Origin of the sequence: Sphingomonas colocasiae, from assembly GCF_019880585.1 — a bacterium.
GTDB lineage: Bacteria > Pseudomonadota > Alphaproteobacteria > Sphingomonadales > Sphingomonadaceae > Sphingobium_A > Sphingobium_A colocasiae.
Genome location: NZ_JAINVV010000004.1, coordinates 965,336 through 980,142, shown reverse-complemented (window position 1 = coordinate 980,142; position 14,807 = coordinate 965,336). Strand labels below are relative to the sequence as shown.

Annotated in this window: 14 protein-coding genes; 12 read left to right on the top strand and 2 right to left on the bottom strand. The window is 65.6% G+C overall.

Features of this window, described 5'->3' with window-relative positions; translation table 11 throughout:
• Positions 1-28 precede the first annotated feature (28 nt).
• On the bottom strand, positions 29-4,339 hold the full coding sequence (locus K7G82_RS10940; RefSeq protein WP_222989863.1) for an autotransporter domain-containing protein: 4,311 nt from the start codon (positions 4,337-4,339) through the stop codon (positions 29-31).
• 284 nt (positions 4,340-4,623) lie between these two features.
• Here K7G82_RS10940 and K7G82_RS10935 point away from each other — a divergent pair, with 284 nt between their 5' ends.
• The 12 genes from K7G82_RS10935 to K7G82_RS10880 all read left to right on the top strand — a co-directional run bounded on the left by K7G82_RS10935 (position 4,624) and on the right by K7G82_RS10880 (position 14,231).
• Positions 4,624-4,875, top strand: a complete 252-nt coding sequence (locus tag K7G82_RS10935) for a hypothetical protein (RefSeq protein WP_222989862.1) — start codon at positions 4,624-4,626, stop codon at positions 4,873-4,875.
• 51 nt (positions 4,876-4,926) lie between these two features.
• Positions 4,927-5,289, top strand: a complete 363-nt coding sequence (locus K7G82_RS10930; protein ID WP_222989861.1) for an ArsR/SmtB family transcription factor — start codon at positions 4,927-4,929, stop codon at positions 5,287-5,289.
• Positions 5,286-5,726 (top strand): SRPBCC family protein, encoded by a 441-nt coding sequence (locus K7G82_RS10925; protein WP_222989860.1) that lies wholly within the window; start codon positions 5,286-5,288, stop codon positions 5,724-5,726. The genes K7G82_RS10930 and K7G82_RS10925 overlap by 4 nt, the downstream gene beginning before the upstream one ends.
• Positions 5,727-5,737: 11 nt before the next feature.
• Positions 5,738-5,956 (top strand): hypothetical protein, encoded by a 219-nt coding sequence (locus K7G82_RS10920; RefSeq protein ID WP_222989859.1) that lies wholly within the window; start codon positions 5,738-5,740, stop codon positions 5,954-5,956.
• 19 nt (positions 5,957-5,975) lie between these two features.
• The gene (locus K7G82_RS10915) at positions 5,976-6,626 is read left to right on the top strand and encodes a glutathione S-transferase family protein (protein WP_222989858.1); all 651 of its coding nucleotides are present in this window, start codon (positions 5,976-5,978) and stop codon (positions 6,624-6,626) included.
• A gap of 133 nt (positions 6,627-6,759) precedes the next feature.
• Complete coding sequence (locus K7G82_RS10910; protein ID WP_222989857.1) at positions 6,760-7,305, top strand: sigma-70 family RNA polymerase sigma factor; 546 nt, start codon at positions 6,760-6,762, stop codon at positions 7,303-7,305.
• A 123-nt stretch (positions 7,306-7,428) separates the two neighbouring features.
• A complete protein-coding gene (locus tag K7G82_RS10905) occupies positions 7,429-8,403 on the top strand; it encodes a FecR family protein (protein WP_222989856.1) in 975 nt (324 codons plus the stop codon).
• Positions 8,404-8,606: 203 nt separating this feature from the next.
• Positions 8,607-11,132, top strand: coding sequence for a TonB-dependent siderophore receptor (locus K7G82_RS10900; protein WP_222989855.1), 2,526 nt, complete (start codon positions 8,607-8,609; stop codon positions 11,130-11,132).
• Positions 11,133-11,168: 36 nt separating this feature from the next.
• Positions 11,169-12,839, top strand: coding sequence for a PepSY-associated TM helix domain-containing protein (locus K7G82_RS10895; protein ID WP_222989854.1), 1,671 nt, complete (start codon positions 11,169-11,171; stop codon positions 12,837-12,839).
• Complete coding sequence (locus K7G82_RS10890) at positions 12,836-13,135, top strand: hypothetical protein (RefSeq protein ID WP_222989853.1); 300 nt, start codon at positions 12,836-12,838, stop codon at positions 13,133-13,135. The genes K7G82_RS10895 and K7G82_RS10890 overlap by 4 nt, the downstream gene beginning before the upstream one ends.
• Complete coding sequence (locus K7G82_RS10885; protein ID WP_222989852.1) at positions 13,135-13,413, top strand: DUF3325 domain-containing protein; 279 nt, start codon at positions 13,135-13,137, stop codon at positions 13,411-13,413. The genes K7G82_RS10890 and K7G82_RS10885 overlap by 1 nt, the downstream gene beginning before the upstream one ends.
• Entirely contained in the window at positions 13,410-14,231 is an 822-nt protein-coding gene (locus tag K7G82_RS10880; RefSeq protein ID WP_222989851.1) for an energy transducer TonB family protein, read from the top strand. The genes K7G82_RS10885 and K7G82_RS10880 overlap by 4 nt, the downstream gene beginning before the upstream one ends.
• A 37-nt stretch (positions 14,232-14,268) precedes the next feature.
• Here the strand turns inward: K7G82_RS10880 and K7G82_RS10875 are convergent, their stop codons facing one another.
• Positions 14,269-14,721 (bottom strand): GFA family protein, encoded by a 453-nt coding sequence (locus K7G82_RS10875; protein WP_222989850.1) that lies wholly within the window; start codon positions 14,719-14,721, stop codon positions 14,269-14,271.
• Between the last annotated feature and the right edge of the window lie 86 nt (positions 14,722-14,807).

The window sequence follows — 14,807 nt, the reverse complement described above, 5'->3', positions numbered from 1 at the left end:
AAGCAATCGGCGACGCGCGTCGGCGGGTTCAGAACCCGATCGACAGCGTCAGGCGGCCATTGCTCTGCGAACCGTTCTTGCCGATCAGCCCGTCATAGGAGACCGAAAGCGTCGCGGCCTTGCTCATCCGCCAGTCGAGCGCGACCGTCGCCGCCGCGGCGTCACGCGACAGCGCGGTGCCGGTGACGCCGAAGCTGGCGACCGAGGCGCCGAAACTGTGGACACCCGTCGAAACCAGATCGCCGAACACATGCTGCCAGGCCAGACTGCCGCGACCGGAAAGTCCGCCAACGATCGGCGTCGATGCCTTCACGCCCAGCTTGCCGAGGCCGAACGTGTCTTCGCGCGCAGCAACACGCAGCGCCACCGGCCCACCGGCTTCGTTGAAACCATCAGTCTTGACGCGATAGATGCCGAGGCCGGCAAAGGGTTCGACCGCGCCGCCCCTGATCGCGATCGGCATGCCGATCTCGGCGAAACCGTGCAGCGTGGTGCCCTTGTAATCCGCCACCGCATGATCGGTGAAGCCAGGGAAAGCGATGTCGCGCACCGTGCTGACGTCCACCCGGCCATAGCCGATGCCGCCACGCAGATTGACGCCACCGAAGCTGCCCCCGGCATAAGCCATCACATGCACCGTCTCGAGCTTGGCGGTGCTGCGCCGCGCGGCGACCGTCAGATCCTCGCTGGTGAAGCCGCCGGCGATGCCGATACGAGCGCCAGACGCGAAACCGAAGTCCACGCCGCCGATCCCGCCGGTCGTCTCACGCTCGGCATCGGCCGCGCCGAGAATGCCCGAATCCTCATCACTCGACGCGACGAACTGGCCCCAGATTGCGGGGCCCGCAGTATCGACCGAGAAGCGTGGCGCCAGCGCCGCTTGCGCCGCGATCGCGTTGAGCACCATCGCGGTGCTGACCGAGGCATGGATCTCACCGGAGAGCAGGTCGAGCCCCGTGCGGACTGCATCGTCGCTGGGGATCAACGTCAGCGCAGCATAAGCGGGATTGGCGACACCGAGCGTGCCGAACGCGGTGGCCGTATTCACCTGATTGGGATTGAGGCCCAGCAGCGCCAGCGACGCACCGGTGCGCACGACATCGACATAGATCGCGTTGGCGTTCGATCCCAGCCGCAATTCGGTGTTGCCGAGCGGGTTCTGCGTCATCGTCGTGTAATTGCCGCTGACGCCGCCTGCGGCGGTCAGCAGCGTGTAACGCGAACCAACCGTATAATCGCCGCTCGCGCGGGTGACCGCCAGCGTCGCGCCCGAACGGATCGTCGCGATGCTGCCCACCGCGATCCGGTCGGCACCAGCCGAAGTGATTTCGGCGGCATAGGTCGATCCGGCTTCCTGGACGAGCTGGCCGGTGATGGTGAGCGTGCCGACGCTCAGGCCCGGCGCGATCGTGCCGCCCGACTGGATGGTCGCGCCCGCGATCGTGCCGGTGCCGCCCAAGGTGGCGCCGTTCGCCACGCGCACTGCTGAGGGCATCGCCCCCAGCACGTTGAGTCGGCCGGCAAGCACATCGACCGGGCCGGCAAAGCCCGGCTGCGCGCCGATGGCGAGCGTGCCCGCACCCAGTTTCTGCAACAGGCCGGTGCCGGTGAGCGTTGCCGCCAGCGTGCCCGCATCCGCCTGATCGATACGCAGCGTGCCGGCATTGGCGATCGCGCCGGTCAATGTGGTGCTGTTGCCGGTCAGCGTAGCGCCTCCCGCGATCGTTGTGCCCTCGCTGAAGCTGGACGCCGCAGTCAAAGTCCAGCTGCCCGAAGCGACTGCAAGCCGCTCGAAATTGACCGCGCCCGCGAAGCTGCCGGTGCCGGGGCCGCCCAGCGTGACGGTGTCTCTACCGGTGCCGCCGTCGACGCTGCCGATGATGACCGATCCGGCGAGCAGGTTGAGCGCATCGTTGCCGCCGCCCATCTGGATTGCGATGCCACCGGTTCCGGCGATCGTGCCCGAATTGGTGATGGTGTCCGCGAAATCGCCGACCAAAGTGATCGCGGGGCCGGCGAGCCCCTCGATCCGGCCGGCATTGACGATCGTGGTCGCGCCATAGGCGCCGTTATCGGCGCCATCGTCGATCAGGATGCCGTTGCGGCCGCCGCTGATCAGCGCGTTCGCCGCATTCTCGATCGTGCCGCCGCCCATGGCGATGCCCTGCGCGCTGTTGGGCCGGCCGCCCGAATCGACGCCGGTCGCGCTGATGCCGCGGATCGTTCCGAAATTGCGGACGGTGCCGATCAGATCGATATCGACGCCGTCGCCATCGCCATTGGTCGCGACACCGTCCCAGGTGCCGATGATCGTACCGTTGTTGACGACGATGCCGCCGCCGTCGGATCCGACGCCCGATCCGTTGCGGCCGATGATCGTGGCGCCCGCCGCATTGGTCACGTCGACATTCACGTCGCTGGTGATGCCGTGGCGCAGACCCGAAATGACGCCGCCTGACTGGTTGATCACCTTGCCCGATTTGCCCTGCCAGTCGACGCCATCATAATTGTTGTTGGCGGGGCCATCCGAATAGATGAGCCCGGCATTGGTGACGACCGCGCCCTGCCCCGGCCGGATCGCATCCTGCCCGAAGGAGCGCAGTTCGCCGCCCGCCAGATTGTTGATGACGATCGTCGCACCGCCCGAGGCGGCGGCGTCGAAATCGATCGCCTGGCCGCCATTGGTTGTTTTGATGATGCCCGCATTGTTGAGCGTGATCGTACCACCGGTGGGGTTGAAGTTCACGCGTACCGCATCGTCGGCGCTCTGGATCACCGCGCCGGCATTGTTGGTGATGCTGATATCGCGGGCATTGTTCGATCCGGCGATGTTGATCGCGCGGCCGGTGGCGTTGCTATTGGCTATCGTGCCCGAATTGCTGATGGAGAGCGGCGTCGCGGTCGAGGCGATGGTCGCGCTCGTCGCGCTGGTCAGCGTCGCACCGGCATCGACCTGATAGTTGTCCGCGGCAAGCGCGCCGGTCAGCGTCCAAGTGCCCGTCTGCACCGCGACCTGTTCGAAACCGGCGGCGCCCGCGAAGCTGCCGCTGCCGTTGAAATTGATCCGGTCCATGCCCGCGCCGCCATCGACGGCGCCGGTGAAGACCGCGCCGGTCTGGACGTTGAGCGTATCGTTGCCGGCGCCCATGTCGAGCGCGACGGTGGCGCCGGCGATCGTGCCCGAATTGGTGATCGTATCGGCGAAATCGCCGACCAGCACGATGCCCGTGCCGGCCAGTCCGCGGATCGTGCCGGCATTGGTGATCGCGGTCGAACCATAAGCGCCGCCGCCCGATCCGTCGTCGATCAGGATCGCATCGGCCCCGCCGACGATGGTCGCGCCCGCCGCATTCTCGATCAGGCCGCCGCCCATCGCGATGCCCTGCGCATTGTTGGGGCTGCCGCCCGAATCGACGCCGGCCGCGCTCAGCCCCTCGATCGTGCCGTAATTGCGGATCGTGCCCACCAGATCGATATCGACGCCATCGCCGTCGCCATTGGTGGCGACGCCGTCCCATTGGCCGGTGATCGTGCCGTAATTGACGACGATGCCGTCACCGTCCGAGCCGACGCCCGATCCGTTGCGGCCGGTGATCGTGGCGCCCGCGGCGTTGACGACGTCGACGCTGGTATCGCTGGTGATGCCGTGGCGCAGGCCGGAGATGACCCCGCCCGCCTGGTTGATCACCTTGCCCGATCGCGCCTGCCAATCGATGCCGTCGAAACTGTTGTTGGGTGCACCATCCGAGCGGATCAGCCCGGCATTGGTGACGACCGCGCCCTGCCCCGGCCGGATCGCATCCTGGCCGGTCGAGCGCAGCTCGGCGCCGGCATGATTGTTGATGATGATCGTCGCGGCATCGGTCGCGACGGCATCGAAATCGAGCGCCTGGCCCGCTATGGTCGTGCGGATGATCCCATGATTGTCGACGGTGATCGTGCCGCCCGTCGGATTGACGTTGATACGGAAGGCATCGTCGGCGCTTTCGATCACCGCGCCCGCATTGTTGGTGAGCGTGATCGAGCGGACATTGCCGTCGCCCGACGCGTTGATCGCGCGGCCGCTGGCATTGGTGCTGCGGATCGTGCCCAAATTGGTGATGACCAGACCGGTCGACGCATTGTTCCAGTTGATCGCCGGACTGGTCGTGGTCTGCAGCGTTCCGCCCGCCTGCACGGTGATGCTGTCGGTGCCGGCGACGGTCTTCTGCGCGGTATCGGTGGTGCCGCCGGGAACGACATGATGGGTTTGCGCCGCGACGGGCGCCGCCGCCATCACAATCGAGGTCAGCACTCCGGCAGCAAGCGCGATCCGGCTCGTCTCGACACGCAATTTCATGGTCACCCCCAATTCACGGAAAATCCGATTCGTGCGGCGATAGGGGCGCTGCTTGATCCTTTTGTGACAGCTGTGACGGTTCCGTTACAGTCCGACCTCAGCGATCGAACGACGGAGCGACAGGGCGAGTCTGACGACAACCTGATCCCAAATGGATCAATCTGACCCCCGCCCCCATTATCTCGCACGCTCGAAGGCGATATCGTTCCGCTGCACGAACGAAGGGAAGATCTATGTGGCATCAATTGGGGTTTCTGGCCGGGTGCTTCGCAGCGGTTCTAGCGATGGCCTGGATATCGGAGAAATTGGTCTGGCAACGCCTCTGCGACGATCCCCTGGCGGGTAAGCTGCTGTCGGTACTGTCCGGCTGGTTCATCGTCAGCGCTCTCGCCGGATGGGGGTTCGCAAATGGCGGCCCCTATTATTGGGGCGCCTTCATCGACTATGCCTTGCCCACCCCGCTCGTCGCCTTTGTCGCCTATCGCCGCGGGATGAAGCTGCGCAACGACGCGATCGAGGAACAGCAGATCATCTGAGCGGCGAACGCGGCCTTGACAGCGCATCGTTGCCGGCCAATACTTCACTATATGGCAAAGCTTCCAGAATCGCCCCTCGACCGCGTCTTCGCGGCGCTTGTCGATCCGACACGGCGCGCGATCCTGGCGCGGCTCGAGCGTGAGGACAGTGTCTCGGTGACCGAACTGGCGCGCCCGTTCGCGATCAAGCTGCCGGCGGTGATGAAGCATCTCGACGTGCTCGGCGATGCCGGGCTGATCACGCGATCCAAGACCGGGCGCACCGTCGCGGTGCGGCTGACGCCTGCCCCCATGGAGGAAGCGATGCACTGGCTTCGCAGATATGAACGTTTCTGGTCGGCGAGCCTCGACCGCCTGACCGCCTATGCCGAAGCGCAGGAAAGAGCAGCGGTCGCGCGGGAGGATGATGCATGACCAGCCTGACCATCGTGCGTCGCATCGCGGCGCGGCCGTCGATCGTGTTCGACGCGCTGACCACGCCGGAGGGCATCGCCTGCTGGTGGGGGCCGGACGACGGCCCGGTGCTATTGGCGGAAGCCGATATCCGCGTCGGCGGTCGCTTCAGGGTGCGCTTCCGCATGCTCGACGGCAGCGAGCATGAAAGCAGCGGCGAGTATCTGGAGGTCGATAAACCCGTCCGGCTGGCGATGAGCTGGCGATGGACGGGCGGCGGCGAGCCGGAGGAAGCCGGCGGGGAATCGCGCGTCGAGATCGATCTGCGCCCGATCGGGAACGGCACGGAGCTGACCTTCACCCATGCCCGGCTGAAGACCGAGGCCTCGCGGATCAGCCATGAAGAGGGCTGGAACGGCGCGCTCGACAAGCTGGCACGGCACCTCTCGGTCATCTGAGGGGATCCGCCATGCCATGCTGCGGCGCCCTTGCCCTGTTCGCCACGCTCCTGATCGGCGCCCGGCGATGGCTGGGCAACCTGCCGCGATCGCTGCGCACCGTCGGCGGCGGCATGCTGCTGGTCATGCCTGTGCTCGCGCTCGCCGGTGCCACCGCCCCGGAACCGAGTGCCTATGCGAGAATACCGGATCACCCCGTCCATGCATGGTGCGGCCGGCCCTTGGAATGACATCGAAGGAGGATCGAGGATGATCACGCTCTACGCCTTTCGCTGGGTGCCCGATTTCGCGAAGGGCTATGTCCGCGACCTGCGCGTGCGCTGGGCGCTGGAAGAGGCCGGTATCCCCTATCGCGAACGGCTGATCGGGCTGGATGAGAAGACAGCGCCGGACTATCTGGCGATCCAGCCATTCGGTCAGGTGCCCGCGATCGAGGAGGATGGCGCATTGCTGTTCGAATCCGGCGCGATTGTTCTCGGGATCGCGCGCCGTTCGGAAGCGCTGATGCCGATCGATCCCGCGGGACGCGCGCGCACCGAAGCATGGATGTTCGCCGCGCTCAATTCTGTCGAGCCCGCGATCGCCAATCTCGCCGATATCGACATCTTCGCCGAAGGCGAAGCATGGGCGGCCGCGCGCCGGCCCGCCGTCGTCGAAATGATCGATGAGAAACTGTCCCTGCTTGAAGGGTGGCTGGGCGATCGCGATCATCTGGAAGGCCGTTTCAGTGCCGGCGACCTGCTGATGACGACGGTGCTACGCGATCTCGAACATACAGACCTGGTCGAACGCCGGCCCAGGCTCGCCGCCTATCGCGACCGCTGCATGACCCGCCCAGCCTTCGCCAAGGCGCTGGCGGATCAGTTGCGGTCCTTCGAAGGGAACGAGCCGGAGGGATGATCTCCGCCTGCCCGGCACCATTCCGGGCCGCAGGCGATCTGCAGGCGAGGAGACGCGGTTGCGACGAAGCGGCCCGGCCGATATAGTATTTGCGATTCAATCGCATTAATGCTCCTTTTTTTCGGAGCGGCTGATGCGGCCGTCCGCAATGCTCAGGAGCCATTTGATTGCCGTGGCGGATCGCCGCACAACCTCTGCCCTCTATGGCACGCATCGGGCGGCTCTGGTCGATTATGCGGCCGGCATCGTCGGCGGTCGCGCGCAGGCGGAGGATGTCGTGCAAGACGCCTGGCTGCGGATCGAGCAGGTCGAACGTGGCCGCATGCTGGAAGAGCCCTTGCGCTATTTCTATCGCGTGGTCCGCAATCTCGCGCTGGACCGGCGCCGCGCGCTCAAACGCGAAACTCGACAGGATGGGACGGACTCGACGGCCGAGATCGCCGAAATTCAGGACGAGGCGCCGTCCCCAGAAGACGTCGCACTGGATCGCGACGAGTTGAAGCGCGTCGTCGAACGCATGGCAACCTTGCCCGAACGGACACGCACGGCGCTGATCATGCACCGCGTCGAAGGCCGGAAGTTGCGCGAAATAGCCGAGCATCTGGGCATTTCGATCGCGCTTGCGCACGCACTCGTCGCCGACGGCATGCGCCATTGCGGGCGTGCGGTGGCGCGCTAGTTCGATGGCCCGTGCTTTTTTCCTGAAAATCCCGCTCGCGGAATCGTTGAGGTCCGGAAGCGCCCCGAAGAATAGTGGCGCGTGGATGGATGTCGCCGCATGCGAGGCGGCCGCGGGAGCCGAATGACCGAAACACCGCCCTTGCATGACGATCGTGCGACCGATGAAGCGATCGACTGGGTGATCCGGCTCGCCGAAGAGCCCGACGATCCGGAACTGCGCGCGCATTTCGAGAGCTGGCACGCGGCGGCGCCCGAAAATCGCGAGGCCTGGAGGCACGCCAATCACGTGTCCGATCTGGTCGGACAAAGCCGCAACATCGCATTCCTTGAACCTCCCGCCGCCCGCCCACCGGATCGCCTGGCTTCGTCGCGACGCCACCGGCGGCGCTGGCCGACATTCGCCGCCGCCGCCATCGCCGCCAGCCTTGCACTCGCCGTCACCCCCACCTTGCTGCTGCGCCTTCACGCCGACCATCGGACCGGCACCGCCGAGCGGCGGACGGTTGCGCTGGAAGACGGCAGTTCGATCCGGCTTGGGCCGGAAAGCGCGGTCTCGGTGACGTTCGCGCATGGCACCCGGGATGTCCGCCTGCTTTCGGGCGAGGCCTATTTCGAAGTCGCGCGCGATGAGAAACGTCCGTTCCGCGTACTGACCGATCAGGCCATGACGACCGTATTGGGCACGGGCTTCGATGTAAGGCTGGGCGGGAACAGCACCGATGTGTCCGTGCGCCACGGCCGGGTCCGCGTGACATCCACCGGATCGGTCGCCGCGAAACGCGAACTCACCGCCGGCCAATGGGCAGCGGTGAAAAATGGCCGCCTCAGCAGCGGCGACGGCGCAGCCAGCCTTGTCGGATCCTGGAGCAATGGCACGCTGGCGGTGGTCGACCGGCCGGTGGCGGAAGTGATCGCCGATATCCGCCGCTCCTATCACGGCGTCATCATCGTCGACGACGATCGCCTGGCCTCCCGCTCGGCATCGGGCAGTTTCGACCTCGCCGATCCGGCGGGCGCCATTGTGGCGCTGGTGCGCCCGCACGGCGCGACCGTCCGTCAGATCACACCGTGGATCATTCTGGTTTCGCGCGATTAGCGCACGGCACCGAAAACGGGCTGACCGGAGACACTGCCTCAACGAGCAGGACCCGCACAACACATTGAATTCACAGAATAATAACTACCCGAAAAAAATCGCTGAAAATCGCTCATCCCGGATCGTTATGACCCGAGGCTTTATTGCAAAGAACATGCATTAGCAGATTGCCTCCCTGATTGTGATGATATTGGAGGCTGAATGTGTCGTTCGGGGGTTTGAGTGCACGGTTGATCGACGGGCGTGGCGTCTTTGGTGCGGTGCTGCTGGGAACGACGGCGATCGGGCCGGCGATGCTGATGGCGGCACCCGCCCACGCGCAATCGGGCGCACAGCGCAATTTCAACATCGAAGCCCAGAATCTCGATCGCGCGCTCGCGATCTTCGGCAGCCAGTCCGGATTGCAGGTAACGGTCGACGGCGCGCAGGTGCGTGGCGTACGGACGCAGGGCGTTTCCGGTGCGATGTCACCCGAACAGGCATTGTCGACGCTGCTGAGCGGCACCGGCTTCACCTTCCGCCATGCGGGCGCGAACACCGTCCTGATCGAACGCGCACCCACGGTGGCGGACGGTGCGACGCAGCTTGGCCCGGTGCGCGTGGAGGGTGCAGGCGCCTCCGCCGGGCTGGCGCCGAGCGCCAATAGCGACATGCTCGCATCCGAGGCGACCCGATCCTACACCGCGCGCGGTGCGATCACCGCATCCAAGCTCCCGCTCACCCTGCGAGAGACCCCGCAATCGGTGTCGGTCATCACGCGCCAGCAGATCGAAGACCGAAATTTCATGACCATCGACGACGCCGTCGAATCCGCCACCGGCATTACCGGCACAGCGGCGAATCTGGGATCGATCACTTTCAATGCGCGCGGCTTTTCCATGGGCTCCACGCAAATCGACGGCATGATGGGCGCCGGAACATCCACCGGCGGCTATACGCCCAACGTCGCGATGTTCGATCGGGTCGAGATCGTGCGCGGCGCGGCCGGACTGGTGAGTGGACAAGGCAATCCCGGGGGCGTCGTCAACCTGGTGCGCAAGCGGCCACTGGAAACCGAGCGCTACGGCCTGGTCGCACATGCCGGCACCTGGAACCAGTTTCGCGTTGAGGCGGATATCAGCGTGCCGTTGACCGACTGGCTGCGCGTGCGCGGGATCGCGGCCTATGAGGATCGCGAATTCTTCATCGACCTGCAGCATGCCAAGCGCCCCCTTCTGTACGGCATCCTCGAAGCGGATGTGACGCCCACGACGCTGGTGACGATCGGCGCGAGCTATGAGGAGAACAACACCGACGCCTTCTTCAACAGCGGCCTGCCCTGGTTTTCCGACGGTCGCGATTCCCGCCTGCCGCGTTCGTCGCGCGGAATCGCGCCCGGCTGGAATCATTTCAACGTGAATGCCGTGAATGCATTTGGCGGGATCGAGCAGCAGCTTGGCGGTAGCTGGAAGGCGAAGCTGCAGGTCAATTACCAGCATTGGCTGCAGGACTGGCTGGCGCCGAACGCCGCGGTCGTCGCGGCGATCGATCCCGTCACGCTGATCGGCCCGCGCCTGGGCGCCACCATCACGGACATCATGTCATCGACCGAAACCGTATCGGCCGAAGGGCAGGTAAGCGGCGAGGTGAATCTTCTCGGACGCGCGCACGAAGTGATGGTCGGTGCCAGCCATTCACGTCAGCTCGCTTATGGACGGAAGGAAGCACGCGCGACCGTCGTCGCCGTCCCGCAGCCGATCTTCGGTGCGGATCCCTGGGCGATCGCGGAGCCGACTTTCGGGCCCTTCGTTCCGATCGGCAACTACACCCGGACCGTACAGCAGGGGATCTGGGGCGTGGCGCGGCTCAATGTCGCCGATCCGCTGAAACTGATCGTCGGCGCCCGGCTCAGCAATCACGAGACGGTATCGCGGGCGAACGCGACCGCGACGCCCGTCAGCCGGAAGCAGAAGAACGTCTTCACGCCCTATGGCGGCATCGTGTTCGATGTGGACCGCAACTGGTCCCTCTACGCAAGCTATGCCGACATCTTCCGCGTCCAGAACAGCCTGTACCAGGCCGATGGCACGCCCCTGCCGCCCGTCGTCGGCGCGAATTACGAACTGGGCGCGAAGGGTGAATTCTACGACGGCAAGCTGAACCTCTCCTTCGCGCTGTTCCGTATCCTGGAAACCAATCGCTCCCAGATCGATCCCGAAAACCCGCTGCCGTGCGCAGGGTCGCCGACCGGCGGCGCCTGCTACATCGCCGAAGGCAAGGTGCGCGGCCAGGGCCTCGAGACCGAAATCTCCGGAGAGTTGATCCCCGGCCTGCAGATCACCGCCGGCTATACCTACACCAAGACCAGATATCTGCGCGATCGGCTCGCCAATGGTACGCCAAGTGCCAATCAGGGCCGGCAATTCAGCATGATCACGCCCAAGCATCTCGTGCGGATCTGGGCGAATTACGCGCTGCCGGGCACGCTGGAGGGCGTGACGCTGGGCGCCGGCATCAACGCGCAGAGCCGCACCACGAGCGCATATAATGTGACCGACATCGTCGAGCAGGCCGGCTATGTGCTGGTCAATGCGCGCCTTGGCTATCGCGTGAACGAACATCTCATGCTGGGGCTCAACGCCAACAACCTGTTCGACAAGCGCTATTACCAGCGCCTGGGCGCGTGGAGCAGCGGCAATCGCTACGGCGAGCCCCGCTCGGTGCTGCTGACCGCCCGGCTCACCTATTGATGATCCGCACCCTGGCCGGAAACCGGACCTGAGCCGATGAAAGAGACTTTTCGTCAATCCATGGCGTGGCTGCACACATGGACCGGTCTGGTCGTCGGCTGGGTGCTGTATCTCGTGTTCATGACCGGCACCGCGGGTTATTTCGACGAAGAGATAACCCGCTGGATGCAGCCGGAGGCGCCGCTGGCGGTGGCGTCCGCGCCCGTTCCCGCGGCAGAGGCGATCGCGCGGGCGCAGGCGATCCTCAGCGCGAGAGCGCCCGATGCCGAACGCTGGTCGATCGATCCGCCATGGGATCGCACCGAACGCGAGTGGCATCTGTCCTGGCCCAAGCCGGGCGCGGAACAGGCCGGCCGGCGCGGTGGCGGGCGGGAACGCGTGACGATGGATCCCGCAACCGGCGACGAGATCACGCGCAAGATCGAACCCAGGGAAACCGATGGCGGGGTCGGCCTGTATCGTCTTCACTACAAGCTTCACTACATGCCCGAGCACAGCGCCATCCTGATCGTCGGACTGTGCACGATGCTGATGCTGCTCGCGATCCTGAGCGGAGTCGTCACGCACAAGAAGATCTTCAAGGATTTCTTCACCTTCCGGCCGGGAAAGGGGCAGCGGAGCTGGCTGGACATGCACAATGTCATCAGCGTGACAGCGCTGCCCTTCTTCCTGATGATCACCTATTCCGGGCTGGTCTTCTTCATGTACGCCTACATCCCGGCGACGATGACCCTCGCTTATGGCGTGGACAAGACATGGGACAATGACGGCTATGGCAATCCGCTCAATCCACGGGTGAACAATCGCTTCGACGGCGACGGGGCGCCGCGGGGCGGTCGCTTCCGACGTGACGATGCGGTACCGGCAAGCGGCATCCCCGCGCCGCTGACCGACCTTCCCCGCCTTGCGCGTGAAGTCGAGCGCCAATGGGGGGCGGGAAAGATCGGCGGCATTTCGATCGATCGTCCCGGCGATGCCAATGCGCGCATCACCTTTTCGCTCATGGAGAGCGGGCTGGCGCGCAACACCCGGATCACCCGCGTCTTCGATGGCGTAACCGGCGCCGACATTTCGTCCGCACCATTCCGTCAGGGCGCGACCTGGAAGGCGCAGAATGCGATGACCGCATTGCATGAGGGGCTGTTCGCCGGCCGACTGCTGCGCTGGCTCTATTTCCTGTCCGGCCTGCTCGGTTGTGCGATGATCGCGACGGGGCTGATCCTGTGGACGGTGAAACGCCGGCACAAGCAGCATCGCGATGGCGATGCATTCTCCTTCCGCCTGGTCGAAACGCTCAATATCGGCACGATCGCAGGCCTGCCGCTGGGGATCGCCGCCTATTTCTGGGCCAATCGCCTGTTGCCCGTCGCCATGGAAACGCGCGCGGCATGGGAATATCACAGCCTTTTCCTCGCAATGGGCGCTACGCTGCTATGGGCCGCGATCCGCCGCCCGGCCGGCAAGGCGTGGGAAGAAGCGCTCGCCGCCGCCGCACTCGCCTTCATCCTGCTGCCGGTGCTCAACGCCATCACGACGAACCGCCATCTCGGCGTCACCATTCCGGCGGGCGACTGGGTGCTGGCCGGCTTCGATCTCACCATGTTGGCACTGGGTGCGGTCATGGCGATCGCAGCCGCCAAGGTACGCCGCAAATGGGCGGCACCTTCCGGACGCGCGCTGCGCGTGCATGGAAAGAGTTTCGCATGACGCCCGCCGTTCATCATCGGCTTTCGCTGGTATCGCGCATCATCGCGGGCGCTGGAGGCGGATATCTGCTGACCAGCCTGATCGCCATGCTCATGTTCCTGTTGCTGCGCGCTGGCGGGGTGGCGAGGGATGCCGCACTGCTCGCGCCCGCGCTCGCCAGCTTCCTGATCTATGCCGCAATCGTCATGGCCGTGTTCCATGCGCGCAGCGCGGCGCGGGCCTGGCTGTGGATCGCCGGCGCATCCCTGCCCGTCGCCCTGCTCCTGCTGGTCTTGAACGGCGGTATCGGCGGATAATGACCATCCTTGCACTCGTGCTCGCCCTGAGCGGCTTCGCCCTGCTCGCGTTGTCGCTGGCGAAACATCATCGCGATCTGATCGGCGGGATGCCGTCCAGAACGGCCGAGCGCAGGTTGCGGACCGGCGGCTGGCTGCTGCTGAGTGTATCGCTGACGTCGTGCATCGCGGCGGACGGACTGTCGATCGGGCTCGTGCTCTGGTCGGGCACATTGACCATCGCCGCGCTCGCCGTCGTCGCGATGATCACCTATCAAGAACTGTGGCGGCGCGGATGACGTTCGAAACCGAAAACGAAGCGGGAGCGCACGCACAGGCCGGCACGGAGGACGCCGCGACAGTACCGACCAGCCCGTCGGCCGGCCGATCGTCCCCATTCCCTTCGCACACCGATGATTGGCAGCCCTCCCCTCGCTTCTCGGATCGTTCGGCCAGCCTGCAGGGACGGCTGTTCGGGATCGGCGGGACCATGGTGACCGGCCTCATCATCATGGGTGGCGCGCTGTTCACCTGGGTCAGCCATCGGGCGATGCCGCCGCCGGTATCGCTCAGCGTGTTCGACGTGGCGCCGCCCGCCGCGCCGGCGGAACCGGTCCGCGAAGTCCCGCCCGGCCCCGAACAGGTGCCGAAGCAAAGGCAGCAACCCGATATCGAGACGCCCAGGATCGAACCGCCCGAGATCCAGCTTCCCGGTACCCGCACGGTTGCGGCGCCGCCGCCACGGCCCGTTCCCGATCCCGGCCCGCCGGCAGAGACGATGACCGCGCCCGAAACCCGGCCCGCACCGCCCGCGCCGCAGGTGTCGACGGGCAAGCCCACATGGGAGGGCCTGGTGCTCGGCGCGTTGAACAAGGTGAAGCGCTATCCGCGCGAAGCGGCGTTCCGCCGCCAGCAGGGTGTGCCCTATATCCGCTTCGTGATGAACCGCGAGGGCAGGATTCTGTCCGTCCGGCTCGAGCGCCCCTCCGGCATCCGATCGCTCGACGAGGAAGCGCTATCGCTGCCCAAACGCGCCCAGCCGCTCCCCAAACCGCCCGAGGATGTGAAGGGTGATGCGATCGAACTCGTCGTGCCGGTGGAGTTCTTCATCAAGTGAGGATATGCGCGGCCCCCTTCACCGGGTCACCAGGGGCTCATGATCGCCCGGCATATTCCGCGACCAGCCCCTCATAATCCTCCATCGGAGGGAAGCTCTCATAGCTGTGCGCGGCGCCGGTCTCCGCCCAGGGCAGCTTCTCGCTGGTGAAAGTCTCGATGAACGGGCTGAACCAGTTCGTGTCGTTCAACATGGTCGGGCGGATATTGACGAACCAGTCCATGCCCTCCGGCCGGGTGAACAGCCAGCTCATGCAATGGCCACAGAAATGATGCTGGCTGGGGCCATGAAGGCCGCCGATCACGGTTTCGCCGCGCGTGATCGAAAAGGCGTCGCTCGGGATCGCGGCGGACAGCGAATAGGCGCTCGAACTCATCCGCTGGCAGCCCGTGCAGTGGCAGGCCATGGTCAGGAGCGGCGGCGCATTGATCGAAAAACCCACCGCGCCGCAACGGCATTCACCCTCGATCGGCAGCGTCGGTCCGCTCATCCCACTCTCCCTGAACCCGATGCCGGGAATCACCCCGCACCACGTGCACCGGTTAGCGCATCAGGCCGGTTCCGACGAGAGGCGAA

Bases quoted from the DNA above. Each gene is read 5' to 3' on its own strand.
- K7G82_RS10940 (WP_222989863.1), bottom strand. From the start codon at position 4,339: ATGAAATTGCGTGTCGAGACGAGCCGGATCGCGCTTGCTGCCGGAGTG.
- K7G82_RS10935 (WP_222989862.1), top strand. From the start codon at position 4,624: ATGGCCTGGATATCGGAGAAATTGGTCTGGCAACGCCTCTGCGACGAT.
- K7G82_RS10930 (WP_222989861.1), top strand. From the start codon at position 4,927: ATGGCAAAGCTTCCAGAATCGCCCCTCGACCGCGTCTTCGCGGCGCTT.
- K7G82_RS10925 (WP_222989860.1), top strand. From the start codon at position 5,286: ATGACCAGCCTGACCATCGTGCGTCGCATCGCGGCGCGGCCGTCGATC.
- K7G82_RS10920 (WP_222989859.1), top strand. From the start codon at position 5,738: ATGCCATGCTGCGGCGCCCTTGCCCTGTTCGCCACGCTCCTGATCGGC.
- K7G82_RS10915 (WP_222989858.1), top strand. From the start codon at position 5,976: ATGATCACGCTCTACGCCTTTCGCTGGGTGCCCGATTTCGCGAAGGGC.
- K7G82_RS10910 (WP_222989857.1), top strand. From the start codon at position 6,760: ATGCGGCCGTCCGCAATGCTCAGGAGCCATTTGATTGCCGTGGCGGAT.
- K7G82_RS10905 (WP_222989856.1), top strand. From the start codon at position 7,429: ATGACCGAAACACCGCCCTTGCATGACGATCGTGCGACCGATGAAGCG.
- K7G82_RS10895 (WP_222989854.1), top strand. From the start codon at position 11,169: ATGAAAGAGACTTTTCGTCAATCCATGGCGTGGCTGCACACATGGACC.
- K7G82_RS10890 (WP_222989853.1), top strand. From the start codon at position 12,836: ATGACGCCCGCCGTTCATCATCGGCTTTCGCTGGTATCGCGCATCATC.
- K7G82_RS10885 (WP_222989852.1), top strand. From the start codon at position 13,135: ATGACCATCCTTGCACTCGTGCTCGCCCTGAGCGGCTTCGCCCTGCTC.
- K7G82_RS10880 (WP_222989851.1), top strand. From the start codon at position 13,410: ATGACGTTCGAAACCGAAAACGAAGCGGGAGCGCACGCACAGGCCGGC.
- K7G82_RS10875 (WP_222989850.1), bottom strand. From the start codon at position 14,721: ATGAGCGGACCGACGCTGCCGATCGAGGGTGAATGCCGTTGCGGCGCG.